At 67.4% G+C, this 23,537-nt stretch carries 22 protein-coding genes and 1 pseudogene; 12 read left to right on the top strand and 11 right to left on the bottom strand.

Annotation, left to right across the window (positions count from 1 at the left end):
• The first annotated feature begins 1 nt into the window (after position 1).
• Positions 2 to 827: pseudogene (locus tag AWC25_RS08850) on the top strand (class I SAM-dependent methyltransferase).
• A gap of 29 nt (positions 828 to 856) precedes the next feature.
• Here the strand turns inward: AWC25_RS08850 and AWC25_RS08845 are convergent.
• A complete protein-coding gene (locus AWC25_RS08845) occupies positions 857 to 1,231 on the bottom strand; it encodes an Rv1152 family transcriptional regulator (protein WP_069401345.1) in 375 nt (124 codons plus the stop codon).
• 37 nt (positions 1,232 to 1,268) lie between these two features.
• On the opposite strand from AWC25_RS08845, the gene AWC25_RS08840 reads away from it, so the two are divergent.
• Positions 1,269 to 1,985, top strand: a complete 717-nt coding sequence (locus AWC25_RS08840; protein ID WP_069401344.1) for an SIR2 family NAD-dependent protein deacylase — start codon at positions 1,269 to 1,271, stop codon at positions 1,983 to 1,985.
• A 15-nt stretch (positions 1,986 to 2,000) separates the two neighbouring features.
• Here AWC25_RS08840 and AWC25_RS08835 read toward each other — a convergent pair whose 3' ends face one another.
• Both AWC25_RS08835 and AWC25_RS08830 read right to left on the bottom strand, forming a co-directional pair.
• Positions 2,001 to 2,639: a class I SAM-dependent methyltransferase gene (locus AWC25_RS08835; RefSeq protein WP_069401343.1), complete on the bottom strand. Its 639-nt coding sequence runs from the start codon at positions 2,637 to 2,639 to the stop codon at positions 2,001 to 2,003.
• A gap of 59 nt (positions 2,640 to 2,698) precedes the next feature.
• The gene (locus tag AWC25_RS08830; protein ID WP_069401377.1) at positions 2,699 to 5,023 is read right to left on the bottom strand and encodes an MMPL family transporter; all 2,325 of its coding nucleotides are present in this window, start codon (positions 5,021 to 5,023) and stop codon (positions 2,699 to 2,701) included.
• Positions 5,024 to 5,327: 304 nt separating this feature from the next.
• On the opposite strand from AWC25_RS08830, the gene AWC25_RS27665 reads away from it, so the two are divergent.
• Positions 5,328 to 5,459, top strand: a complete 132-nt coding sequence (locus AWC25_RS27665; RefSeq protein WP_101528271.1) for a hypothetical protein — start codon at positions 5,328 to 5,330, stop codon at positions 5,457 to 5,459.
• Between the two features lie 155 nt (positions 5,460 to 5,614).
• On the opposite strand, the gene AWC25_RS08825 is transcribed toward AWC25_RS27665, so the two are convergent.
• Both AWC25_RS08825 and AWC25_RS08820 read right to left on the bottom strand, forming a co-directional pair.
• A complete protein-coding gene (locus tag AWC25_RS08825; protein ID WP_069401342.1) occupies positions 5,615 to 6,379 on the bottom strand; it encodes a 3-hydroxyacyl-CoA dehydrogenase in 765 nt (254 codons plus the stop codon).
• A gap of 45 nt (positions 6,380 to 6,424) precedes the next feature.
• A complete protein-coding gene (locus tag AWC25_RS08820; RefSeq protein ID WP_085166668.1) occupies positions 6,425 to 7,516 on the bottom strand; it encodes a CaiB/BaiF CoA transferase family protein in 1,092 nt (363 codons plus the stop codon).
• Positions 7,517 to 7,628: 112 nt separating this feature from the next.
• Here AWC25_RS08820 and AWC25_RS08815 point away from each other — a divergent pair, with 112 nt between their 5' ends.
• Positions 7,629 to 8,441 (top strand): enoyl-CoA hydratase, encoded by an 813-nt coding sequence (locus AWC25_RS08815; RefSeq protein WP_069401341.1) that lies wholly within the window; start codon positions 7,629 to 7,631, stop codon positions 8,439 to 8,441.
• Positions 8,442 to 8,498: 57 nt separating this feature from the next.
• Entirely contained in the window at positions 8,499 to 9,839 is a 1,341-nt protein-coding gene (locus AWC25_RS08810) for a DUF2867 domain-containing protein (RefSeq protein WP_085166649.1), read from the top strand.
• Here the strand turns inward: AWC25_RS08810 and AWC25_RS08805 are convergent.
• Together AWC25_RS08805 and AWC25_RS08800 are read right to left on the bottom strand one after the other, a co-directional pair.
• Positions 9,836 to 10,558, bottom strand: a complete 723-nt coding sequence (locus AWC25_RS08805) for a CPBP family intramembrane glutamic endopeptidase (RefSeq protein ID WP_085166648.1) — start codon at positions 10,556 to 10,558, stop codon at positions 9,836 to 9,838. The two genes, AWC25_RS08810 and AWC25_RS08805, sit on opposite strands and share 4 nt — an antisense overlap.
• Positions 10,555 to 11,703 (bottom strand): NAD(P)H-binding protein, encoded by a 1,149-nt coding sequence (locus tag AWC25_RS08800; protein WP_069401338.1) that lies wholly within the window; start codon positions 11,701 to 11,703, stop codon positions 10,555 to 10,557. Before AWC25_RS08800 ends, AWC25_RS08805 begins: the two co-directional genes overlap by 4 nt.
• A gap of 81 nt (positions 11,704 to 11,784) precedes the next feature.
• Here AWC25_RS08800 and AWC25_RS08795 point away from each other — a divergent pair, with 81 nt between their 5' ends.
• The 3 genes from AWC25_RS08795 to AWC25_RS08785 are packed head-to-tail and all read left to right on the top strand — an operon-like array spanning position 11,785 to position 14,468.
• On the top strand, positions 11,785 to 12,882 hold the full coding sequence (locus AWC25_RS08795; protein ID WP_085166647.1) for a type III polyketide synthase: 1,098 nt from the start codon (positions 11,785 to 11,787) through the stop codon (positions 12,880 to 12,882).
• Between the two features lie 20 nt (positions 12,883 to 12,902).
• The gene (locus tag AWC25_RS08790) at positions 12,903 to 13,403 is read left to right on the top strand and encodes an isoprenylcysteine carboxyl methyltransferase family protein (protein WP_069401336.1); all 501 of its coding nucleotides are present in this window, start codon (positions 12,903 to 12,905) and stop codon (positions 13,401 to 13,403) included.
• Between the two features lie 48 nt (positions 13,404 to 13,451).
• Complete coding sequence (locus AWC25_RS08785) at positions 13,452 to 14,468, top strand: NAD(P)/FAD-dependent oxidoreductase (RefSeq protein ID WP_142278748.1); 1,017 nt, start codon at positions 13,452 to 13,454, stop codon at positions 14,466 to 14,468.
• A 57-nt stretch (positions 14,469 to 14,525) separates the two neighbouring features.
• Here AWC25_RS08785 and AWC25_RS08780 read toward each other — a convergent pair whose 3' ends face one another.
• The 3 genes from AWC25_RS08780 to AWC25_RS08770 all read right to left on the bottom strand — a co-directional run bounded on the left by AWC25_RS08780 (position 14,526) and on the right by AWC25_RS08770 (position 18,229).
• Positions 14,526 to 15,272: a crotonase/enoyl-CoA hydratase family protein gene (locus AWC25_RS08780; RefSeq protein ID WP_069401375.1), complete on the bottom strand. Its 747-nt coding sequence runs from the start codon at positions 15,270 to 15,272 to the stop codon at positions 14,526 to 14,528.
• Between the two features lie 53 nt (positions 15,273 to 15,325).
• Positions 15,326 to 16,474, bottom strand: a complete 1,149-nt coding sequence (locus AWC25_RS08775) for a thiolase family protein (RefSeq protein WP_069401374.1) — start codon at positions 16,472 to 16,474, stop codon at positions 15,326 to 15,328.
• Positions 16,475 to 16,744: 270 nt separating this feature from the next.
• Positions 16,745 to 18,229 carry an aldehyde dehydrogenase family protein gene (locus tag AWC25_RS08770; RefSeq protein WP_069401334.1) on the bottom strand — a complete coding sequence of 495 codons (1,485 nt, stop codon included), beginning with the start codon at positions 18,227 to 18,229 and terminating at the stop codon, positions 16,745 to 16,747.
• Positions 18,230 to 18,591: 362 nt separating this feature from the next.
• Between AWC25_RS08770 and AWC25_RS08765 the strand changes: the two genes are divergently transcribed.
• The 3 genes from AWC25_RS08765 to AWC25_RS08755 all read left to right on the top strand — a co-directional run bounded on the left by AWC25_RS08765 (position 18,592) and on the right by AWC25_RS08755 (position 21,917).
• Complete coding sequence (locus tag AWC25_RS08765; protein ID WP_069401333.1) at positions 18,592 to 19,746, top strand: acyl-CoA dehydrogenase family protein; 1,155 nt, start codon at positions 18,592 to 18,594, stop codon at positions 19,744 to 19,746.
• Positions 19,743 to 20,849, top strand: a complete 1,107-nt coding sequence (locus tag AWC25_RS08760; protein ID WP_069401332.1) for an acyl-CoA dehydrogenase family protein — start codon at positions 19,743 to 19,745, stop codon at positions 20,847 to 20,849. Before AWC25_RS08765 ends, AWC25_RS08760 begins: the two co-directional genes overlap by 4 nt.
• Before the next feature lie 225 nt (positions 20,850 to 21,074).
• Positions 21,075 to 21,917, top strand: coding sequence for an SDR family oxidoreductase (locus AWC25_RS08755; RefSeq protein WP_069401331.1), 843 nt, complete (start codon positions 21,075 to 21,077; stop codon positions 21,915 to 21,917).
• 29 nt (positions 21,918 to 21,946) lie between these two features.
• On the opposite strand, the gene AWC25_RS08750 is transcribed toward AWC25_RS08755, so the two are convergent.
• Positions 21,947 to 22,312, bottom strand: a complete 366-nt coding sequence (locus AWC25_RS08750; RefSeq protein ID WP_069401330.1) for a GMC oxidoreductase — start codon at positions 22,310 to 22,312, stop codon at positions 21,947 to 21,949.
• A 133-nt stretch (positions 22,313 to 22,445) separates the two neighbouring features.
• Between AWC25_RS08750 and AWC25_RS08745 the strand changes: the two genes are divergently transcribed.
• On the top strand, positions 22,446 to 23,495 hold the full coding sequence (locus AWC25_RS08745) for an aldo/keto reductase (RefSeq protein WP_069401329.1): 1,050 nt from the start codon (positions 22,446 to 22,448) through the stop codon (positions 23,493 to 23,495).
• The last annotated feature ends 42 nt before the right edge of the window (positions 23,496 to 23,537 follow it).

The raw sequence follows: 23,537 nt of genomic DNA, 5'->3' as shown, positions 1-23,537 counted from the left end.
CGTGGCCCCGAAGACCCCTGCCCACGACCGGCCCAAGGGGAAGGTCTGTCTCGGCGGCGTTCCCGAGACCGCATTGCTGACGCTGAATTCGCGGGCCCGGGAGGCACGCCGGCCCGATCGCATCCTCGAAGACCCGATGGCGATCCGGCTCGCCGACGCCATCGACTACGACTTCGCGAAGTTCGGCCGTCCACGGCAAGACATCGCGTTGCGCACGCGCCTCTTCGACGCCCAGGCGCTGTCGTACCTGTCCGAGCATCCGACCGCCACCGTGATAGCCCTGGCCGAGGGCCTACAAACCAGCTTCTATCGGCTGGACGCGGCGCTCCCGGACAGCCGATTTCGTTGGCTGACAGTCGATTTGCCGGAGATCGTCGACGTGCGGACCCGGCTGCTGCCGCCCGCGCCGCGGGTGATGGTCCGCGCCCAGTCGGCGCTGGACTTCAGCTGGACGGAGTCGGTCGATCCCGGCGGCGGCGTGTTCGTCACCGCCGAGGGATTGCTGATGTATCTGCAACCCGAGCAGTCGTTGGCGTTGATCGCCCAGTGCGCCAACGCGTTTCCCGGTGGGCGGATGGTCTTCGATCTGCCCCCGGTGTGGGTGCCCAAGGTGAGCAAGTCCGGGGTGCGGACCTCGACGCGCTACCGGGGGCCGCCGATGCCGTTCGCCCTGTCGGCCGCGCAGGCGGCCGACCTGGTTAACATCGTGCCGGGTGTCCGCGCGGTGCACGAGCTGCGGCTGCCGCCGGGGCGCGGTCGCGTGCTGAACGCGGGTGCCCGTCCTTGCCCCGCTGCGATCGTGCCTGACCATGCTGGAATTCGGTTAGCCCACAGCTAGCCCTCGACTAGCCCCGGTCTAGCCCTCGTCCGGGTCGGGGACCGCCTCGATGTAGCGCAGCGCGTCGGCCTTGGTGAGGCCGAGGCCATGGGCGACGTGCACATACTCGCGGGCCGCGGCCGCCATCGCGGCGTCGGTCGGGTCGTAACGGGCGATGAAAGTGCCGAAGCGGCCCCGGGTTTCGACGATGGCCGCGGTTTCCAGCTCACGGTAGGCGCGCGCGACGGTGTTCACGGCCACGCCGAGTTGACCGGCCAGCTCGCGGACCGTCGGCAATCGGGTACCGGGCGGCAATGCGCCGTCCCGCACCCCTTCGATGACCTGTGTCCGGAGCTGATCGAACAATGGACGGCCGGCCTTGAGGTCGACGCGTAGCCATTCGCCCAGCTCCACGTATCCAGTATTACCCCACCACCGCTATCTTGGTGAGATGCGAGTCGCGGTGCTCAGCGGGGCGGGGATCTCCGCGGAAAGCGGAGTGCCGACATTTCGCGACGACAAAAACGGGCTGTGGGCACGGTTCGACCCCTACGAACTGTCCAGCACGCAAGGTTGGCGGGACAACCCCGAGCGGGTGTGGGGCTGGTATTTGTGGCGCCATTACCTGGTCGGCAACGTCGCGCCAAACGACGGCCACCGGGCCATCGCCGCCTGGGAGGATTACGCCGACGTCAGCGTCATCACCCAAAACGTCGACGACCTGCACGAGCGGGCGGGCAGTACCACGGTACACCACTTGCACGGCAGCCTGTTCGAATTCCGTTGCGCGAGTTGCGATTTGCCCTACACCGAGACGCTGCCCGTGATGTCCGAACCGGCCCTGGAGGTGCAGCCGCCACGGTGTCCCCGCTGCGGCGGGATGATCCGGCCGGACATCGTGTGGTTCGGCGAGCAGTTGCCCGAGCGGCCGTGGCACCAGGCGGTCAAGGCGACCGAGGCCGCCGACGTGATGGTGGTGGTCGGTACCTCGGCGATCGTCTACCCGGCTGCCGGCCTGGCCGATCTCGCCCTGTCGCGCGGCGCGGTGGTGATCGAGGTAAACCCCGAGTCCACGCCGTTGTCCGCGAACGCGACGATCAGCATCCGCGAATCGGCCAGCCAGGCGTTGCCCGGCCTGCTGCGCCGGCTTCCCGCCTTGCTGAAATAGCCGTCGCTGGTCGCGCTAAGGTCTGCGCGCGCGGCCCAGCAACAGCTCGGATACCGGCATCGGCGACCAGGCCGGCAGCGTCCACTCCCGGCGCGACGTCAGCACCTCGAAGCCGGCGTCGCGGATCGCGCGTTCGGTGTCGCGGTGAGTATGGCAGTTACCCAGGAACCGCGGCCACACCGTGGCGTCGGCGAACCGCTGCAGCCGGCCCCGCAGACCGGCGCTGGCCACGTGCTCGAGATAGCGCAACTGTCCACCCGGGCGCAGCAACGCGTACAGATGACGCAACACCTGCACCGGATCGTGCACCGAGCACAGCACCAACGAGCAGACGACCGCATCGAAGGGCTCGCCGTCGTTGAACTGCTCGACGGTCTCATTGGTTAGGGCGATCGGGACCGGTGCCGTCGCGGCGGCCGCCCGGGCCCGCGCGTGCAGTCGCGATTCGGGCTCCATCGCCACCACCTGGCGAACGGACGACGGGTAGTTCGGGAAGTTCGTGCCGATCCCGGCGCCCACCTCGAGCACCCGGCCCGACAAATCTGCGAGGTTCTCGCGGCGCAGCGCCTGCACCGCCGCCGTCTCGTGGCTGGCTACGATCGGCCACACCCGCGCAAAGAACCGATTGTCGAACGTCGCTGTCGCTGCCGTCATCTGCCCCTCCGACTCAAACGGGCCCACTATACGGCCGTAAGCCGGTCCTCAAAGCCGCTTTAACCCCCGATTTTGGTCACCGATTCGCCGACCGGGTGACCGTTGTGCTGAAGCGAGATGGCCGGCTCGGGGATCGGCGCGGATTCGGCGATCCCCTCGCTGATGCCGAATCGGTCGTGCAACCACACCAGCGGGCGGGGCGCCCACCAATTCCAGCGGCCCATCACGTGCATGAACGCGGGAACCACGACCATCCGCACCAGGGTGGCGTCCGCGAACACCGCGAGCGTCAGGCCCAGCCCGAACATCCGCATGAACGACACGTGCGCGGCGATCAGCGCGGCGAACGACATCGACATCACCAGCGCGGCCGCGGTGATGACGCGACCGGTGCGGGCCACACCGTGCGCCACCGCTTCGTCGTTGGCCGCGTGCGCCGCCTTGGCCGTCGACCGCGCCGGCCGGTACTGCAGCCAGAACTCGCGGATCCGGGAGATCAGGAACACCTCATAGTCCATCGACAGGCCGAACGCGATGCAGAACAACAGCACCGGCATGTTGGCGACGAGCGTGCCGCTGGGCGTCGTGCCCAGTGCGCCGAGATGGCCGTCCTGGAAGATCCACACCAGCGCCCCGAATGCCGCCGTCAACGACAAGACGTTGCACATCAAAGCCTTCACGGGCAACACCACGCTGCCGGTCAACAAGAACAGCAACACGAAGGTGATCGCGGCCATCACGCCCAGCACGGTCGGCAGCCGATCGGTCACCGCGTCGACGCTGTCCCGATTGACCTGCGCGACGCCGGCCATCTCAACCGGGCGACCCGCGGGCCCCGGTACCTGGTGCAGCCGCTTGAGCTGGGTGTCGGACGCCCGGGAGAACAGGGGCGCCGAACTGCTGACGGTCAGAAACGCGCTGCCGTCGGCCAAACCGGCGGCGGCCGCGGGCGGCCCGACCCGGTTGCCGTTGACGAACGTTCCGCTCGGCGCCGAGACCGCCGACACGTCGGGCACCCGCGACAACCCGGCGGCGTAGGTGTCGAGGTCCGCGGGGCTGACGCCGGTCGCGTCGGGGATGACGATCGGCACCGAGGTGGCCGAATCGTGCGCGAAGTTGGTGCGCAGCTGGTCGCCGACCTGATGTGCGGACGCCGACCGTGGCAGCACCCGATCGTCGGGGAAGCCCCAGGTCACTCGGAGGAACGGAGCGCCGAGCAGCAACAGTAGGGCGATGACGGCCATTCCGATCGGCAGCCAGCGTCGCATGACGTATTTGCTGGACCGATACCAGAACAGCTGCTCGACCGGCCGGTGGCCGGGCTGCGGGCGGCGCAGGATGCGCCGCGCCAGCTTGCGCGCATCCAGCGAGTCCAGCCGCGGCCCCAACAGCACGATCGCGGCCGGGGTGATCACGATCGACGCAACCGCGACGAACGCGACGGTCGCGACGCCGGCGTAGGCGAACGACTTGAGGAAGTACATCGGGAACAGCACCGTCGCCGACATCGACAGCGCGACCGTGACGGCGGAGAACAGCACGGTGCGCCCGGAGGTCGCCATGGTCCGGACCAGCGCCTCCTCCCGGTCGCTGCCCTCCGCCAACTCGTCGCGGTAGCGGCTGACGATCAGCAACGTGTAGTCGATCGCCAGCGCCAGACCCATCGCGGTGCTCAGGTTGAGCGCGAAGATCGACACCTCGGCGGTGTAGGTGACCAGCCGCAGCACCGACATCGACCCGACGACGGCGAGCGCGCCGAGGGCCATCGGCAACGCGGCGGCCACCAGCCCGCCGAACACCCAGATGAGCACCAGGAAGCTCAGCGGCAGCGCGATCATCTCCATTACCAGCAGGTCGGCCTGGTTCTGGGTGTTGATCTGGGCGTATTGCATCGCCGAACCGCCGGCGCGAACCGTCACGCCGTCGCGGTCGTGGACGAAGTGATCCGCCAGTGTTTGCGCGTTGTTCTGGGCGTTGGTCTCCCCGCCCTTGAGGTTGACCACGATCAGGCCCGACTTGCCGTCCTTGCTGATCAAATCGGCGGCGGCTTGCGGTGGCGCGGTCCACGGCGAGGACACGTTGTAGACCAACGGCGAATGCGTCAGATCGTCGACGAGGTCGGCGCCCACTGCACGGGCCTGGTCGCTGCGGGCGCCTTGGGGCGCGGTCACCAGGATCAGCATCTGCTGCCCGCTCTGGCCGAATTTGTCGGTCAGCACCGCGATGGCCCGCGCGGATTCCGAGTTGGGATCTTGGAAGCCCCCGGGTGCCAGCCGCTGGGCGACCGGAAGCCCGAAGACCGCGGCGGCGATGAACACCAGGACCCCGATCGCGATGATGCGGCGTGGCGCGGCGATGGCCAACCGAGCGATCCGTGGCAGCATCTGTGCTTCCTCCCAGGGTCGCGGTCCCGCGGGGGCGCGCACCATATGCGCGGTAACCTAGACCGGGTAAGTGACAGGTGTCAAACAACTCCTGCTGGTGGTACGGCACAGGACCTCGTCTGGTTCGACCGGGTTTCAAACCCGTGAAGACTAAGAGTCCGGCTAGAAAATCAAGCCCCAAATGAGCTGCTCACGGACCAAAAACCCGGCCGGACCGCGACGAACCCTACTCGCGAGTAAATTGCCACAATTTTCCGAATCGTGACTCAAAGAATCCTTAATGGTTGCTTTTAGGCTCAGTGTCATGTGGATCGACGACTTCAGCGCAGATGTCATCAAGGTTGACTTCGAGGCCCTCTACCACGGCGACGTGCTGGTGGAAGGCGAGACCTCCGAGCAGCTTGAAGACTGGCACCCGCTTCCCAACGCGAGCTGATCATCATGAGCTTGCTCGCTCGGCTTCTGATGGCCGAACCCTCAGTCTCCCGTTGGTTCCGTCGATCGCACTGATCTTGCTGCCAACAAAAACCCCCGCCACGGCGGGGGTTTTTGCGTGCTCGGCGCTTTCGTTTTGCGTCGGTGATCGGCCCGTCAGCGGGGCGCCATGCGAATGGCGCCGTCGAGACGGATCACCTCGCCGTTGAGCATGGCATTCTCCACGATGTGCACGGCCAGGGCGCCGTACTCGTCGGGGTCGCCCAGCCGAGCCGGGTGCGGCACCTGCTTGCCCAGCGACGCCTGCGCCTCCTCGGGCAGCGAGCCCAGCAGCGGCGTCTTGAACAATCCGGGCGCGATCGTCACCACGCGGATCAGTTCGCGGGACAGGTCGCGGGCGATCGGCAGCGTCATGCCGACGACGCCACCCTTGGAGGCGGAATAGGCGGCCTGGCCGATCTGCCCCTCGAAGGCGGCCACCGAGGCGGTGTTGATGATGACGCCGCGCTCCGGACTCGTTTCCGGACCGATCGGTTCGCTCTTGGCGATCCGCTCGGCGGCCAACCGCAGCACGTTGAAGGTGCCGATCAGGTTGACGTTGATGACCTTCTTGAAGGCGTCCAATGGGAATGGGCCGTCCTTGGACAGCGTCTTGATGGCGTTGCCGATGCCGGCGCAGTTGACATTGATCCGCAGCGTGCCCATCGACTCCGCCGTGTCCAGGGCCTTGCCGACGGCGGCCTCGTCGGTGACGTCGGCCTCGACGAAGCGGGCACGGTCGCCGAGCTCGCGGACCGCGTCCTCGCCGCGCAGGTCGATCACCACCACCTGGGCGCCGCGATCGAGCAGGCGTTTGGTGGTGGCCAACCCCAGCCCGGACGCACCCCCGGTGACGACGGCGACGGCGTCTTTGATCTCCATTGAGAGTCCTTTCGTGATCGTGCCAACCAACTTGTTGGTTGGGAACTATACCCAGTCGTTGAGGACGTCCGCGACGTCGGCGAGCACCGCCGCGGGCCGCGGTGTGTCCGGCGGGGTGCGGGAGAACCGCGGTGCCGGTCGCGGCTGCAGGCCCCCGTTCACTTCGTAGAAGGTGTCGCGCTCGGTGATGTGCGGCTCGGTCTGGACCTCGCCGAACGCCAGCACCGGGGTCACGCACGCGTCGGAGTCGGCGAACACCTTGGCCCAGTGGTCGCGGTCGGCGCTGGCGAATTTCTCGGTCAGCGCGGCGCGCAGTTCGGGCCAGCGGTTGACGTCGTTCTGCCCGGGCAGGTCGGCCCCGTCCAGACCCAGCCCGGCCAGCATGGCCGCGTAGAACTGCGGCTCGATGGCCCCGACCGCGACATAGCGTCCGTCGGCGCACTCATAGGTGTCGTAGTAGGGCGCGCCGCCGTCGAGCAGGTTGGTGCCCCGCGCGTCCGTCCACAATCCGGAGGCCCGCATCTGCCACATCATCTGGACCAGCACGCTCGAGCCGTCGACCATCGCGGCGTCGACGACTTGCCCCTTGCCGGAGCTCTGCCGTTCCCACAGTGCCGAGAGGATGCCGAGCAGCAGGAACATTGAGCCGCCGCCGAAATCGCCGACCAGGTTCAGCGGCGGAACGGGACGTTCGTTCACCCGGCCGATGGCGTGCAGGATGCCGTTCAGCGAGATGTAGTTGATGTCGTGGCCCGCCTGCTGGCTGCGCGGACCGGTCTGGCCCCAGCCGGTCATCCGCGCGTAGACCAACCGGTCGTTGACCTTGGCGCAGTCCTCGGGGCCCAGGCCGAGCCGTTCGGTGACGCCGGGGCGGTAGCCCTCGATCAGCACGTCGGCCTTGGCGATCAGCTTCAGGACAAGCTCGCGCCCTGCGTCGGACTTCAGGTCAGCAGTCACCACCCGCCGGTTGCGCATCATGGCGTCCTTCGTGGCACCGCCGGGGCCCCCAGGGCCTTTGGCCGGGCGATCGATGCGCACCACGTCCGCACCCAGATCTCCCAGAATCATCGCGGCGTGCGGACCCGGCCCAATGCCGGCCAGCTCCACGACCCGAAGTCCCTTGAGCGGTCCCGCCATGATGTCCACCAACCTTCCGTCTGCGCTGACGCGTGCGAACCCGTTGGCATCTTCGCAGCCGCGCTCCGCGGCCGCGCAGCCCGGTCACCCAACCGGTGGTTAGGGTGAGCCCATGCCGGAATCCACGCTCGACTTTCAGACTTCCACCGCCGACCTCGCGGTCGACCTGTCCGACGGCGTGTTGTCGGTGACCATCAATCGCCCGGACAGCCTCAACTCGCTGACCACCCCGGTGATCGCCGCGCTTGCCGACACGATGGAAAGCGCGGCCACCGATCCGCGCGTGCAGGTGGTGCGACTGGGCGGCGCCGGCCGCGGCTTCTGCTCTGGAGCCGGCATCAGCGCCGACGACATGTCCGACAGCGGCGGCGTTCCGCCGGACGAGATCATCTTGGCGGTCAACCGGCTGATCCGCGCCATCACCGCGCTGCCGCATCCGGTGGTCGCCGTCGTGCAGGGCCCGGCCGCCGGCGTCGGCGTTTCCATCGCCCTGGCCTGCGACATCGTATTGGCTTCTGAGACAGCGTTTTTCATGCTCGCCTTCACCAAGATCGGGCTGATGCCCGACGGCGGCGCCTCGGCGTTGGTCGCGGCGGCGATCGGCCGGATCCGCGCCATGCGGATGGCGCTGCTGGCCGAACGGTTGTCGGCAGCCGACGCGTTCGACGCGGGCCTGGTTACCGCGGTCTATCCGGCCGAGGACTTCGACGCCGAAGTGGCCAAGGTGATTTCGACGTTGCTGCGTGGCCCGGTCGTGGCGTACGCCAAAACCAAGGACGCGATCAACGCGGCCACCCTGGCCGAGCTGGATGCCACGCTGGACCGTGAGTACCGGGGGCAGTCGATCTTGTTGCGCTCAGCCGACTTACGGGAAGGCGCAACGGCGTTCCAGGAGCGCCGCGCGCCGAACTTCACCGACCGCTAGACGCTTAGTCGCCGCCGGAGCGGCAATCCTTCCCGACGTCAGTCAAGGGAGGACACGATGGACGAACCGCTGCGCTGCCTGGTGACCGGGGCGACCGGTTACATCGGTGCCCGCCTGGTGCCGCGGCTGCTCGACGAAGGCCACCGCGTGCGAGCGCTGGCCCGCACGCCGGACAAGCTGGCGGAAGTACCGTGGCGCGAGCAAATGGAGGTCGCACGCGGCGACCTCGGCGACGTCGACTCTCTCATCGAGGCCTTCGACGGCATGGATGTCGTCTACTACCTGGTCCATTCGATGGGGACGTCGAAGGATTTCGCCGAGGAGGAACGCCGCTCGGTCCGCAACGTCGTGACGGCCGCGCAGCGCACCGGGGTCCGGCGGATCGTGTACCTGAGCGGGCTGCATCCCCCGGACCGGGATCTGTCGCCCCATCTGGCGTCGCGCAAGGCGGTGGGCGAGGCGCTCGTCGAGTCGGGAATCGAGACGGTCGTGCTGCAGGCCGGTGTGGTCATCGGGTCCGGATCGGCGTCGTTCGAAATGATCCGCCACCTGACCGACCGGCTGCCGGTGATGACCACACCGAAGTGGGTGCACAACCGGATCCAGCCCATCGCGGTGCGCGACGTGCTCCACTACCTAATCGCCGCGGCAACGGCTCAGGTGCCCTCGTCGCGGGCCTGGGATATCGGCGGCCCCGACGTGCTGGAGTACGGCGACATGATGCGCGTCTACGCCGACGTGGCGGGCCTGCACCGGCGCTACCTGTTCGTGCTGCCGTTTCTGACGCCGTCCATCGCCAGCCTGTGGGTGGGGACGGTGACGCCGATCCCGTCCGGCTTGGCGCGGCCGCTGATCGAAGCGCTGGAATGCGATGCGGTGATGGGCAATTCGGACGTCGACACCATCATCGCGCCGCCGCCGGGCGGCCTCACCCCCTACCGGCGAGCGATCGCGCTGTCGCTGAATCGGGCGGCGCGCGGGTTGCCCGACGCCAGCTGGGCGTCGTCGCACACCGAGCCGGCCGAGCCGCTGCCCAGCGACCCGGCCTGGGCGGGCGAAGTCAGCTACACCGACGTGCGGACGGCAGCAACCGCCGCCAAGCCCGAGGATGTTTGGGCCGCAGCCGAAAACGCCGCGACTAGCAACGGCCGCTGGACCGTGGCCGAGCGGGAACCCGGCACCTGGTTGCGGCTGCGCTCCCGATTCCGCACCCGCGGGACCGCCTGGTTGGAAATGACCGTCGCGCCGCGGGACGGCGGCGGCAGCAGATACACGCAGCGGGCGGTCTTCGTCCCGGCCGGCGTACGCGGGCGGCTCTACTGGCTTGCCGCCCGACCGCTGCACACCGTCGCGCTGGCGGCCCTGGTGCGCAACGTCGTCGAGGCGGCGGACGGCTAAACGCCGAACATCGGCGGCAACACCAGCACCATGATCAAGCCCCAGAAGAAGTGGGTCAGCACGGGCGCCAGGACGCCGCCGCTGGCGCGGCGCTCCAGGGCGCAGACGGTGCCGAGGATGAGCGCGGCGAACCCGAGCATCGGGTTGCCGCTGGCCAGCGTGACGCCGAGGTACAGCACGGTCGAGATCGTCAACGGGGCGAACCGCCCCAGCGCGGTGTAGAGGGCGCCGCGGAAGAACATCTCCTCGGCGACGCCGTTGATCAGGGTGATCAGCACGACCAGCCAGAACGATCCGTGGTGTGCGTATTGCAGCACCCGGCTGATCAGTGCCGCAACGGCGGGAATCTCGCGGGCGAACAGTCCGCCGACGATGAAGACCCCGCCCAGACCCAGCCCGACCAGCGTGCCGCTGATCACCGGCCGCTGATTGCGGCCACGCCAGCAGATGCCGCCCAAATGCAGCGGGCCGGAGCAGGACGCGCCGACGACCCACACCGCGGCCAGCACCAGGGTCAGCCAGTAGAAGCTCGATTCGCCGGGCGGGCGGCGCAGCGAGTAGCCGAGCACCGCCGCGCCGACCACCAAGGTGACCGCGACCACGACGCGGCGCCGCCGCACCAGCGACGGCGGTTCATGGTGTGGTACAGCAACATTGGTGACGGCCTGACGCAGCTCGGAGAACACACTGGCGTGGTACGGGCTGGCCTGCTGGCTCATGCCGGACGGACCTTCGGGGTCAGGCTGAGCAGAATGTCCAGGCCGGTGCGCACGGCTCCGGCGACCGGGCCCGGGACATTGTTGACCAGCTTCAGGGTGGGCCGGGCAATGGGCGGGGTGATGGCCCTGGCCAGCCGGCGGATCCGCAGCGCGTCCCCGCCCGCCCAGGCGGGGTCGGTGTCGGCGAGGTCGTGCGGGTCGGCCAGCTCGTTGACCGGCCGCGGCTTGCCCCGCGCCGCACCCGCCAGGGCCAGCGAGATGGCGTCCTCGACGCCCAGCAGGCCGCCGGGCGGGTCGGGCACCCGTCCGCGCAGCCCGCTGGCCGACGCGAGCATCGGATGATCGAGCGACTCCACCAGGTCGCCGGCCAAGCCGGGCGGCACCGGCAGGGCGAGCCCGGTGATCAGCGACGCCAACGAGGTGTCGACGCGACCGACCGGCAGCGCGGCGTGCCAGCGTCCCGAGGCTCGCGCATACGCCTTGAGCAGGTCCCGGTAGGTAGTGGTGTCCGGACCGGCGATGTCGTACGCGCCGGGCGGGACGAGCTCGGGATCCGCGGCGGCCACCAAATAGTGCAGCACGTCGCGGATGGAGATCGGGTCGATCGGGTTGTCCATCCAGCTCGGGGCGGGGATCAGCGGGAATCGGTCGCCGACGTAGCGCATCATCTCGAACGACGTCGAACCCGCACCGATGATGACGGCCGCGCCCAGCCACACCAGCTCCGGGCCTTCGGGGATGGTCAGCGCCTCGGCGACCTCGGCGCGGCTGGTCAAGTGCTCGGACAGTGCCTCGTCGGCGGGCACGAACCCGCCCAGGTAGACGATGCGGCGCACCCCGGCGTCGCGGGCAGCCGCGGCGACATTGGCGGCCGCGGTCCGATCGGCATCCCTGAAGTCGGGCTGGCCGATGGCGTGGACCAGGTAATACAGGACGTCGACGGGGTCGGCGGCGTCCATCGCCGCCTGCGCCGACGCCGGATCCGATGCGTTCAGACGCACCGGCGCGACATCGTCAAACCACCCGAACCGCTTGAGCTGCTTCGGGTTTCGGCTTGCCGCCACCACCTGGTGGTGGTTTTCCAGCAGTTCCGTGACCAGTCGGGAGCCCACATAGCCGGTCGCACCGGTCACCAAAATCCGCATGCATTTGACCCTATCCCGCGGAAGGCATACCTAAACCGGGTTGGGTTGAACCAACTAAGTTAGGCCACCGTAACTAAGTTCATGAACGAAAAAACAGGGGGAAATGCCACGCGCGTGGGCTTTACAACCACGGCCAGCGAGGATCCGACAATTGCTGCGGTGTCTGTGCAGTTTCCGCAGCACTATCATCCGCAGGAAGAACTGATCGACCGGCTCAGTGGCGTTATGGGGGAACACTTCCGGCGCTTTGCGCTATCGGCCGGCGTGGAGCACCGGCATCTGGCGATCTCGATGGACCGGATGGAGCAGCTGAGCGGTTTCACCGAGGCGAACGAAGCCTACGTCGAGGTCGCTCTGGAATTGGGTGAGCGGGCTCTGCGCGCAGCGCTCGAGCAGGCCAAGGTCCGGCCCGAAGAGGTGGACATCGTGTTTTCGACGACGGTCACCGGGCTCGCCGTGCCGTCGCTGGAGGCACGGCTGGCGCACCGAGTGGGGCTGCGCCAGGACGTCAAACGCATCCCGATGTTCGGTCTGGGATGTGTTGCCGGCGCGGCCGGGGTCGCGCGGGTGCATGACTACCTGCGAGCGTTCCCCGACCACGTCGCGGTGTTGCTGGCGGTCGAACTGTGCACGCTGACCATTCAACGTAACGACCATTCGGTGGCCAACACGGTCGCCACCAGCCTGTTCGGCGACGGCGCGGGCGCGGTTGTCGTCAAGGGCGCCAATTTCTCGGAAACCGAGACCGGCCCGCGGGTGCTCGACACGCGCAGCCGGATGTATCCGGACACCCAGGGCGTGATGGGCTGGGACATCGGCACCGACGGCTTCAAGATCGTGTTGTCCGCCGACGTCGTCAACGTCGCCAAGCAGTACCTGGGTGACGACGTCCGCAAGTTTTTGGCCGACCACGGCTTGGCGCCCTCGGACATCTCGACGTGGGTGTGCCACCCGGGCGGTCCCGCGGTCATCGAGGCGGTCGAAGAAGAACTGGAGTTGCCGGCCGACGCTCTGGATCACACGCGAAACTCGTTGCGGCTCAACGGAAATCTGTCATCGGTTTCGGTTATCGACGTGCTTCGGGCCAACCTGGCCCAGCCGCCGGTGCCGGGCTCGCTCGGCCTGATGATCGCGATGGGTCCGGGTTTCTGCTCCGAACTCGTGCTGTTGAAGTGGTAGCACTGGTACAGACTGTAGACATGTACTACCTGCTGATCCTGGCGGTCGGGCTGGAGCGCATCGTCGAACTGGTGCTGTCCAACCGCAACGCGCAGTGGTCTTTTGCCCAGGGCGCCAAGGAGTTTGGTCGACCGCACTACGTGGTGATGGTCGTCATCCACTCTGCCCTGCTGGTCGGCTGTGTGGTCGAACCGCTGGCGCTGCACCGGCCGTTCCTGCCGTGGCTGGGCTGGCCGATGCTGGCGGTCGCGGCGCTGAGCCAGGTGCTGCGCTGGTGGTGCATCGGCACGCTGGGCCGGCGGTGGAACACCCGCGTGATCGTGTTGCCGGAGGCGCCCCTGGTGCGGCGGGGGCCCTACCGGTTTCTTCACCACCCGAACTATGTTGCGGTGGTGGCCGAAGGGTTCGCATTACCGCTGATCCACACCGCCTGGCTGACGGCGGCCACGTTCACCGTCGCCAACGCGATCCTGCTCAGTGTGCGCATCCGGGTGGAGAATTCGGCATTGGGTTACACATGAGCGGCGCGCCGTCGACGATGCAGATCGCAGCGATGAGGAGGAGCGGCGCTGATGTCCTATGACGCCGACCTGTTGACCGTGGGCGGCGGCCCCGGTGGTTTGGCCACCGCGCTGCAGGCCCGCCGGCACGGGCTGTCGGTCATCGTGGTCGAGCCGCGCGCAGATCCCATCGACAAGGCGTGCGGAGAGGGGCTGATGCCCGGCGGTCTGGCCGAGCTCACCTCGCTGGGCGTCGATCCGGTCGGCATGCCGTTCCGCGGTATCGCCTATGTCAGCGAGCAGCGCCGCGCCGAGGCGCTGTTTCGCGCCGGGCCGGGCCGCGGGGTGCGTCGCACCACCCTGCACGCGGCGATGCAGGCCCGCGCCAAAGAGCAAGACACCGAATGGATTCGGGCCAAGGTAGCCGACGTGAAGCAGGACGCACACGGTGTCACCGCCGCCGGAGTGCGCGCGAGGTACCTGGTGGGCGCCGACGGACTGCACTCGGTGGTCCGGCGCGCCGTCGGCATCAAGGTGACCGCCGGGACGCCGCGACGCTACGGCGTGCGTTGGCATTTCACAGTGCCGCCGTGGTCGGAGTTCGTCGAGGTCTATTGGTCGCGGTTGGGTGAGGCATACGTGACGCCCGTGGAACCCGACCTGGTGGGGGTGGCGATCCTGTCGCAGGGCCGGCCCGACCTGGCGTGGTTCCCGCGGCTGAGCCGGCGTCTGGCGGGGGCCGGCCGTGGGCACGCACGCGGCTGCGGCCCGTTGCGCCAAGTGGTCTCGCGCCGAGTTGCCGGACGGGTGCTGCTGGTCGGTGACGCGGCGGGCTACGAGGATGCGCTGACCGGTGAGGGCGTCAGCTTGGCCGTCAAGCAGGCAGGCGCGGCGGTGGACGCCATCGTCAACGAAACGCCGGCGGCCTACGAGAAGGAGTGGCACCGGGTGACCCGCAACTACCGGCTACTCACCCGGGCCGTGGTGCTGGCCAGCACCCCACGGGCCACGCGGGGTGCCATCGTGCCGGCCTGTCAGCGGGTGCCCGCCCTGTTCCGCTTCGGAGTCAACGTCCTGGGGCACTAATCGCCACGAATCCAACGGTGGCGACCCGCCGCGCCCGGCCACGCCGGCTCGCGATCGCTAACGCGCCTTCCAGACCGGTTCCCGCTTTTCGGCGAAGGCCAACGGCCCTTCCTTGGCGTCCTCGGATCTCATCAGGGCGCTCATCTCGGTGGCGGTACGGCGCCAGCCCGCCTGGTCGCCGGTGGGCACGCCGTCGTCGACGCCGTCGGCAATGCGCTTGCTGGCCTGCACCGATAGCGGCGCGTTCACCGTGACGCGCGCCGCCATGGCCAGCGCGGCGTCGAGCACGGAGCCTTCCTTGACGACCTGATTGACCAGGCCCCACTCCCAGGCGTCGGACGCCGTCATCGGCTCGCCGGTCAGCAGTAGTTCCATGGCCACCTTCCGGGGCAGTTGCTCGACGATGCGGAACACTCCGCCGGCGGCGGCGATCAGTCCGCGTTTGACCTCGGGCAGACCGAACTGGGCCGCCTCGTGCGCGACGACCAGGTCACTGGCCAACGCCAGCTCGGTGCCGCCGCCGAGCGCGGTGCCGTTGACCGCAGCGATCGTGGGCTTGTCGATGAAGTGGCTGACGTATCCGGCGAAACCCCACTCCCCGTGCTCGGGATGATAGATGTTCTCGCGGCGCGAGATCGCCTTGAGATCGGCTCCGGCGCAGAACGACTTGTCGCCCGAACCGGTGAGCACGACCGCCCGCACGTCGGGCTCGTGCTGCGCTTGTTCGAGCGCATCCCCCACGCCGATGCTGACCGCGGCATTGATCGCGTTGCGCGCCTCGGGCCGGTTGATGGTAATGACCATTACGTCGCCGCGGCGCTCCACCAGCACCGCCGGCGCGGCACCGTTCCCGTCGGTCACAGCAGCTCCACGATGGTGGCGTTGGCCTGACCGCCGCCCTCACACATCGTCTGCAGGCCGTAGCGAATTCCCTTGTCCCGCATGTGGTACAGCAGGGTGGTCATGATGCGCGCCCCGGAGCCGCCGAGCGGATGGCCCAGCGCAATCGCGCCCCCGTTGGGGTTGAGTTTCTCCTCGTCTGCGCCGATGTCCTTCAGCCACGCCAGCGGAACCGGCGCGAATGCCTCGTTGACCTCGTAGGCGCCGATGTCGTCGATGGACAACCCGGAGCGCTTCAGCACCTTCTGGGTGGCCGGGATCGGGGCGGTGAGCATGATGACCGGGTCGGCGGCGGCCAGGGTGGCGGTATGCACCTTGGCGATTGGCTTGAGCCCCAGATCTTTTGCCTTGTCCGCGGACATGAACAGCAGGGCGGCCGCGCCGTCGGAAATCTGCGAGGAGTTGCCGGCGTGGATCACGCCGTCCTCCTTGAAGGCGGGCTTGAGGGAGGCCATCTTTTCCATCGGCGTGCCGCGCCGGATTCCCTCGTCCTTGAGTATGACGTTGCCCTCGGCATCCTTGATGCCGACGATCTGGTCGTCAAAGGCACCGGAATCTTGTGCGGCGGCGGCCTTTTCATGCGAGTCGAGAGAGAACTGGTCGAGCGCGGTGCGGTCGAAGCCCCACCGCTCGGCGATCATCTCGGCCCCCAGACCCTGGTTGGGGATCTGGCGGTCGTAGCGGTCCAGGAACGCCTCGGGATACGGCCGGCCACCGTTGGCCAGCGACGCGCCCATCGGGGTCCGCGACATCGACTCGACGCCCCCCGCGACGACGACGTCGTAGTGCCCCGCGACCACCCCGGCGGCGGCGAAGTGGATGGACTGCTGGCTGGATCCGCATTGGCGGTCGACGGTCACGCCCGGCACGCTCTCCGGCCACCCCGCGGTCAACAGGGCGGTGCGGCCGATGTCGAGGGCTTGCTCGCCGGCCTGCATCACGCAGCCCCAGATGACGTCGTCAACGATTTCGGGATCGATGCCGGTCCGGGTGACCAGCCCGTTGAGTACCTGCGCGGACAGTTCCGCGGGGTGCACCCCGGACAGTCCCCCGTTGCGCTTGCCGATGGGTGAACGCACGGCCTCGACGATGACGGCTTCGGGCATGGTGATGTCTCCTTTGACTCCGGTGTTGCGTTCGATTGTCAACCAAGAGGTTGGCAGGGCGGGGGTCGGGGGTCCATTAGCCGCCAGGCCCCAGAACCACGCCGGTCACATCCGGCTCCGGCCGACCCGGTATGGCAGCTATCCGTCGGATCTCGCCCGGTGATATCGCGTTCGACGACCATTCGCCGGGGAGCAAACCCCATCGGCGGATCGCATCAGCACGCAGCCATCGCCTTGCGCCGCAACGCATCAGGTGAAGCCACGGTCCGGCTAGACCGCGGGATAGGCCACGGACTTGACCTCGGTGTACTGATCGAATCCGGCGACGCCGTTCTGGCGCCCCACGCCGCTTTCCTTATAGCCGCCGAACGGGGTGTCGGCCCCGTACGGGGCACCGCCGTTGACGCCCATGAAGCCGGCCTTGATCCGCCGGGTCACCGAAAGCGCACGCTCGAGCGAACCGGCAAACACGTTGCCGGCCAACCCGTACACGCTGTCGTTGGCGATCCGGATCGCGTCCTCCTCGTCGTCGAACGGAATCACCGACAGCACCGGGCCGAAGATCTCTTCCTGGGCGATGGTCATCTTGTTATCGACGTTGGTGAAAAGCGTTGGGCGAACGTAATATCCCTTGTCGAAACCGGTCGGGGCGTCGGGACCGCCGACCAGCGCGGTGGCGCCCTCTTCGACACCCTTGCTGATGTAGCCCATCACCCGCTCGTATTGGCGTTGCGAGATGACCGGGCCGCACAACGTGGCGGGGTCCTGCGGGTCGCCGCACGTGACGTTCTCGTAAATGTTCTTCAGAATCGCCACGCCCTCGTCGTAGCGGGACCGCGGCAACAGCAGCCGCGTCGGGTTCGCGCAGCCCTGCCCGGCGTGCATGCACGGAGCGATGCCGACCATGCAGGCGGTGCCGAAGTCGGCGTCCTCGAGCACGATGGTGGCCGATTTACCGCCGAGTTCCAGGAACAGCCGCTTCATGGTGGCGGCGCCCTTCTCCATGATTCGTTTCCCGACCACCGTCGAGCCGGTGAACGAGATCAGGTCAACCTTCGGCGACAGCGTCAGCTCTTCACCCACGAAGTGATCCGAAGCGGTGACGACGTTGACGACACCCGCTGGGATGTCGGTCTTTTCGGCGATCAGCCGGCCCAGCCGGGTCGCATTGAACGGTGTGTTGGGCGCCGGCTTGAGCACCACGGTGTTGCCGGTGCCCAGGGCCTGGCCGAGCTTGTTGAGGGTGACTTCGAACGGGAAGTTCCACGGCACGATGGCGCCGACCACGCCGACGGGCTCGCGCCACACCTTGCGGGTGGTCAGCGTGCCGGTCAGGCTGACCACTTTGTCGCCCAGGTCGGTCTCCCAGGCGTATTCGTCGATCAGCCGGGCAGGGTATTTCAGGCCATCCTCCAAGGGAGCGTCCAGTTGGGGGCCGAAGGTGATCGCCCTGGGCGAGCCGACCTCGAGGATCAGCTCCTCGCGCAGCTCTTCCTTCTCCTCCTCGATCGCGTCGTGCAGCTGCAGCAGGCAGCGCTTGCGCAGTTCCTTGTTGGTCGACCAGTCGGTCTCGTCGAAGGCCCGCCGCGCGGCATCGATCGCGCGGTGCATGTCCTCCTTGGACGCGTCGGCGACCTCACCGAGCGGTTCCTCGGTGGCCGGGTTGATGTTGGTGAAGGTGCCGGCCTGGCCATCGACGAGCTTGCCGTCGATCATCATCTTCGGCTCGAACCGGACCTTTACAGTGTCAGCCATATCTGTTCAGCTCTCCTGGCAATCGATCTGTTGTGACTCGCCCCTGCGGAGAGCCTTACTGGAAACTAGCCGATTGACAACCCTGCCGCGCCAATCAGGCCCGTGACGTGCGATTACCGCACGCCCGCGCGGGCGTCGTCGGCCACGCTCACCTCCGATTTGCTAACCAAATATCGGTTGCCCCGTACAGTCCGCGCCCGACGATGGACTTCGCCAACGCGACGGTGGCGACCCAGCCGGTGCCAGGTCGGTATACGTCGGACCGGGCCCCAACCGCTTCCCGGCTGAGGTTGTTGACCGGCAAAATCCCTCACCGTAGAGTCCGGCTAATCCGCAGTCGGTGACCATCAGAGCAAGGAAAAGTGGACTTCTCCTATCCGGCGGAAGCCAAACAGTTCCGCGCCGAACTGAGCGAATGGCTGTCCGCCAACCTGACCGACGAACTGGTGGCCGCCCGCCGGACCTCCGGCCGCGACGACGCCACCTTCGAGATGCTCCGCGCGTGGAGCCGGACCATGTCCGACGCCGGCTGGGCCGCCGTCTCCTGGCCCCGCGAATACGGCGGCCGCGGAGCGACCGTCCTTGAACAGCTGGTGTACACCGAGGAGACCACCCGGGCCCGAGCCCCCGTGCCACTGAACGTGATTGGCATGAACAACATCGCCCCCGCGATCATGCAGTACGGCACCGAAGACCAGAAGAAGACGCTGCTCCCCCGAATGATGCGCGCCGACGACATCTGGTGCCAGGGCATGTCGGAGCCGGAGGCAGGATCCGATCTCGCGGCGCTGCGCACCCGGGCGGTGCGGGATGCAGACGGCTTCGTCGTCAACGGCCAGAAGATCTGGACCTCGCTGGGGCACCGAGCGCACTGGTGCCAGTTGTACGTGCGCACCGATCCCGACGCCCCCAAGCACAAGGGCATCTCCTGTCTGATCGTCGACATGGCATCGCCCGGCATCGAGGTTCGTCCGCTCGTCACGCTCAACGGAGACACCGATTTCGCCGAGGTGTTCTTTCACGATGTGCGGGTGCCGGCCGACGCGCTGCTCGGTCCGTACAACGGCGGTTGGCAGGTGGCCACCACCACGCTGGGCCACGAACGCGCCGGGGCCGCAAGGCTATACGCCGAAATGCAGGTGCGGCTCGATGAACTGGTGGACGACCTCGCCACCCACACCGACGCACTCGCCGATCCGGTGACGCTGCGTCGCCTCGGTGAAATCGCCTTGCGTATCAAATATCTCGAGGTGCTGTGCCAGCGGTCGATCTCGGCGACGCTGCACGGAGGCTCGCAAAGCGCGGCGTTCGCATCGGCCAGCCTGGCCAAGACGGTCTGGGGCGAGATCGGACAGGACCTGGCCGCCCTGGCCTTCGACGTGCTCGGCACCCGCGGCGGCAACGGCGCCTGGGCAAACTACCGCCTGACGTCACGGTCGCTGACCATCGCAGGCGGCACCACGCAGATCAACAAGAACATCACCGCCCAACGGGTACTCGGATTGCCGCGCGGATGAACCTCGAACTCAGCGACGAACAGCTCGCCCTGCGCGACACCACGCGGCGCTTTCTGGCCGACAAGGCACCGCTCGCCGGCCACGTCCGCGCCCTGCTCGACGACCCCGTCGGCGTCGAGGACACGGTTTGGCGCGGTTTGGCCGATCTCGGCACCACCGGGCTGCTGGTGCCCGAAGAACACGGCGGCGCCGGGATGACGATGGTGGAAGCCGGCGTCGTCGCCGAGGAACTCGGCGCCGCGCTGCATCCCGGACCCTGGTTGTCCACCGCGGTCGCCGCGCCGCGGGCACTGACCCGGCTTTGCGAAAAGGGTCTTGCTGCACCAATTTTGGCGGGCATAGCGGACGGGACGACGATCGCCACCGTCGGGTTCCTGGATGGCGGGACCGTCAGCGCCGAGGCCGCCGGCGACGCCGTCGTGCTGCACGGGGAACTCGACGGGGTGCCCGATGCGGCGGTGGCCGCAGTTCTGCTGGTCCTCGGCGCGGACCCCGCGGCGTTGTATGCCGTGTACACCGACGCCCCGGGTTTCACCGCTCGGCCGCAAGGCGGGATCGACAAGACCCGCAAACGGTTTCGCGTCTCGCTCAACGGCACGCCCGCGCAGCGGCTGACCGGGGCCGGACCGGTAGACGTCGGGGCGGTGATCGATGACGTCCTGATCGCCACGGCCGCCGACGCGCTGGGTGCGGCCCGGGCCGTAATGGACCTCGCCGTCGAATACGCAAAGTTCCGAAGGCAATTCGGCCGGGCCATCGGGTCGTTCCAGGCGATCCAGCATCTGTGCGTCGACATGTACGAGACGGTCGAGCTGGCCCGCGGCGGCGTGATCCATGCCCTCTGGGCGGCCGACGCCGAGCTGGACGCCGGCGAGCGGCATCTGGCGGCGCTGCGGACCAAGGCGTTCTCGGGGCGACTGGCCACCGTGGGTGACACGGCGATCCAGGTGTTCGGTGGCATCGGCTACACCTGGGAACACGATGCCCACCTCTACCTCAAGCGCCTGCTGGGCTGGTGTGAATTGCTCGGCGGGCCGGACCGGTATCTGACCGAACTCGGTGCGCGGCTGAGCAGCATTTCAAATCCAAGCAAGCGATCTTAGTCCAACTGATCCGCCGCTATCAGGACGGTCCGGACCTCGTCGAGCAGAAGGCCACAGCGCTGCTGGGCGGCGCCGATTCGCGACCGGCCGCCGACCAGGTCGCCGGCGCCGCCATCCGCGGCAAGCAAACCCCACTCACCGGCCCCGGGTATTGAACCAAATAACTGTTACCCATACAGTTGAGCGGTTAGAACCGCGTTAGCATTATCCGAGAAGGGGATTTCCATGACCGTTGTCGATCGGTTGCGTTACGACGGCAAGCGCGCTGTCGTCGTCGGTGGCGCGACAGGCATGGGCGCCGCCGCGGCCAAGTCGGCGGCCGAGCTCGGCGCCGAAGTCATCGTGATGGACTACGCGCCGGTGACCTATGACGTCGCCAAAGCAATTCAGGTCGACCTGCGCGACACCGCATCGATCGACGCGGCCATCGAGCAGCTGGGCGGTCCGGTACACGCCGTGTTCTCGGCGGCCGGCATCGCCGACGGCACCACCGACCTGATGGCGATCAACTTCCTCGGCCACCGGCACCTGATCGAGCGACTTTTGGAGAAGAATCAGCTGCCCTCGGGATCGGCGATCTGTTTCATCTCCTCGGTCGCCGGTATGGGCTGGGAGAACGACCTCGACTTGCTGAACGAATTCCTGGCTACGCCGGACTTCGCGTCGGCCCAGGAATGGGTCAAGGCGCACGAGGCCGAAGGCATCATCCACTACGGCTTCTCCAAGAAGGTCGTCAACGCCTACGTGGCAACCCAGGGCTATCCCCTGCTCAAGAGGGGCGTCCGGATCAACGCGATCTGCCCGGGTCCCACCGACACCCCGCTGGCCCAGTCCAACGCCGACCTGTGGCTGACCTTCGCCCAGGACTATCGCGACGAGACCGGCTCCAAGGTGCACACGCCGGAGCAGATGGGCGACGTGATGGCGTTCCTCAACAGCGCCGCCGCCTTCGGCATCAACGGGATCACGCTGCTGGTCGACTACGGCCACACGATGGCGTCGGTCACCAACGCCTACCCGCCGGGAAAGCCGATCATCGACATCATCATGGGCAAGGTGAAGCTCTAGGTCGCCGGCAAAGGTCCGAATCCCTGCCCTTAGAGGGCGTGCTCGTGGCGCAGTATCCGGCCGGCGCGCTCTCCGATAACCACACACGGGGCCATGGTGTTTCCCGTGGTGACCCGCGGCATGATCGAGCCGTCGGCGATCCGAAGGCCCTGTACCCCATAGACTTTGAGCGATCCGTCGACCACCGACGTGGTGTCAACGCCCATCTTCGCCGTGCCCGTCTGGTGGTGGTACGTCGTGACGTCGTTGCGGATGTAGCACCGCATTTCGGCGTCGTCGAGATTGCCCGGCATGACTTCCCGCTCGCGAAAGGGGTGAAGGGCGGCGGAATTGCCGATGTCGCGGCACAGTTTGATACCGGCGACCGCCGCCGTGAGGTCCGCTGAATCGGACATGAGGCCGGCACCGATGCCACACGTGCAGTACCCACCAACCCACCCCCGCCTTGATAATCGGAGAATTCTCCGGTAACTTGCCTCCAAACGATTCGGAGAACTCTCCGCTAATGCAATCGGGAGGAACTGGACTATGCAATACCGCAAATTGGGCAGTTCCGGGCTGGATGTGTCCCCCATCGCGATTGGTGCCATGACTTACGGCGATCCTCACCGTGGCCACCCCATCTGGTCGTTGCCCGAAGACCAATCTCGTCCACTGATCAGACATGCCCTCGAATCCGGAATCAACTTCTTCGACACCGCGAACATGTACTCGCACGGCAGCAGCGAAGAAATTCTCGGACGCGCCCTGCACGATTTCGCCGACCGTGACGAGGTGGTGATCGCGACGAAACTGCGGCACCCGATGCGCCCGGGACCGAATGGGAAGGGGTTGAGCCGCAAGGCGATTATGACCGAGATCGATCATTCGCTACGCCGGCTCGGCACCGACTACGTCGATCTTTACCAGATACACCGCAACGATCACGCCACCCCATTGGAGGAGACTCTCGAAGCACTTCACGACCTGGTGAAGGTCGGCAAGGTTCGCTACCTCGGCGGCTCGTCCATGCCGGCCTGGGAGTTCGCCAAGGCTCTTCATCTGCAGCACACCCACAACTGGGCGAGATTTATCTCGATGCAGGATCACTACAATCTGCTCGCTCGCGAGGAGGAACGGGAGATGATCCCGCTGTGCCTCGATGAGGGCGTCGGGACGATTGTCTGGAGTCCGTTGGCGCGCGGCAGGCTGGGGCGATCCTGGGAAGACGCCAAGGCCACCCCGCGATCGTCCAATGACGGATTCGCCGACATGCTCTATCGCACGGCCGACGAGTCGTCCGACAAAGCCATCATCGACGCGGTCGGCGCGGTTGCCGCGGCGCGTGGTGTAAGCCGGGCCCAAGTGGCACTCGCCTGGCTGCACAGCAAACCCGTTGTGACAGCACCCATTGTCGGAGCAAGCAGCGTCGGGCAAATCGACCAGGCTGTCGCCTCCCTCGAGATCGGCCTCACCGACACCGAAGTGCAGGCGCTGGAAGCCGCGTACACGCCACGTTACGACTTCCAGGGCATTTCGGATGATGCGCAGCTGCAACAGATTATCGCGCGAATACCCCAGTTATCGGTAGCCGGTTGACGATTCGCAACCGTCCGAACCACGGCACCGGACAGGGAAACT

The sequence above is a fragment of the Mycobacterium sherrisii genome (assembly GCF_002102355.1).
In the GTDB taxonomy this organism is placed as follows: Bacteria; Actinomycetota; Actinomycetes; order Mycobacteriales; family Mycobacteriaceae; genus Mycobacterium; species Mycobacterium sherrisii.
Note: the sequence above shows the minus strand (reverse complement) of the source record. Positions and strands in the feature narration are given on the sequence as shown.

Bases quoted from the DNA above. Each gene is read 5' to 3' on its own strand.
- AWC25_RS08840 (WP_069401344.1), top strand. From the start codon at position 1,269: ATGCGAGTCGCGGTGCTCAGCGGGGCGGGGATCTCCGCGGAAAGCGGA.
- AWC25_RS08800 (WP_069401338.1), bottom strand. From the start codon at position 11,703: ATGCGGATTTTGGTGACCGGTGCGACCGGCTATGTGGGCTCCCGACTG.
- AWC25_RS08745 (WP_069401329.1), top strand. From the start codon at position 22,446: ATGCAATACCGCAAATTGGGCAGTTCCGGGCTGGATGTGTCCCCCATC.
- AWC25_RS08760 (WP_069401332.1), top strand. From the start codon at position 19,743: ATGAACCTCGAACTCAGCGACGAACAGCTCGCCCTGCGCGACACCACG.
- AWC25_RS08820 (WP_085166668.1), bottom strand. From the start codon at position 7,516: ATGGCGGGACCGCTCAAGGGACTTCGGGTCGTGGAGCTGGCCGGCATT.
- AWC25_RS08825 (WP_069401342.1), bottom strand. From the start codon at position 6,379: ATGGAGATCAAAGACGCCGTCGCCGTCGTCACCGGGGGTGCGTCCGGG.
- AWC25_RS27665 (WP_101528271.1), top strand. From the start codon at position 5,328: ATGTGGATCGACGACTTCAGCGCAGATGTCATCAAGGTTGACTTCGAG.
- AWC25_RS08835 (WP_069401343.1), bottom strand. From the start codon at position 2,639: ATGACGGCAGCGACAGCGACGTTCGACAATCGGTTCTTTGCGCGGGTG.
- AWC25_RS08810 (WP_085166649.1), top strand. From the start codon at position 8,499: ATGGACGAACCGCTGCGCTGCCTGGTGACCGGGGCGACCGGTTACATC.
- AWC25_RS08775 (WP_069401374.1), bottom strand. From the start codon at position 16,474: ATGCCCGAAGCCGTCATCGTCGAGGCCGTGCGTTCACCCATCGGCAAG.
- AWC25_RS08755 (WP_069401331.1), top strand. From the start codon at position 21,075: ATGACCGTTGTCGATCGGTTGCGTTACGACGGCAAGCGCGCTGTCGTC.
- AWC25_RS08770 (WP_069401334.1), bottom strand. From the start codon at position 18,229: ATGGCTGACACTGTAAAGGTCCGGTTCGAGCCGAAGATGATGATCGAC.
- AWC25_RS08790 (WP_069401336.1), top strand. From the start codon at position 12,903: ATGTACTACCTGCTGATCCTGGCGGTCGGGCTGGAGCGCATCGTCGAA.
- AWC25_RS08780 (WP_069401375.1), bottom strand. From the start codon at position 15,272: ATGGTCATTACCATCAACCGGCCCGAGGCGCGCAACGCGATCAATGCC.
- AWC25_RS08805 (WP_085166648.1), bottom strand. From the start codon at position 10,558: ATGAGCCAGCAGGCCAGCCCGTACCACGCCAGTGTGTTCTCCGAGCTG.
- AWC25_RS08830 (WP_069401377.1), bottom strand. From the start codon at position 5,023: ATGCTGCCACGGATCGCTCGGTTGGCCATCGCCGCGCCACGCCGCATC.
- AWC25_RS08795 (WP_085166647.1), top strand. From the start codon at position 11,785: ATGAACGAAAAAACAGGGGGAAATGCCACGCGCGTGGGCTTTACAACC.
- AWC25_RS08750 (WP_069401330.1), bottom strand. From the start codon at position 22,312: ATGTCCGATTCAGCGGACCTCACGGCGGCGGTCGCCGGTATCAAACTG.
- AWC25_RS08815 (WP_069401341.1), top strand. From the start codon at position 7,629: ATGCCGGAATCCACGCTCGACTTTCAGACTTCCACCGCCGACCTCGCG.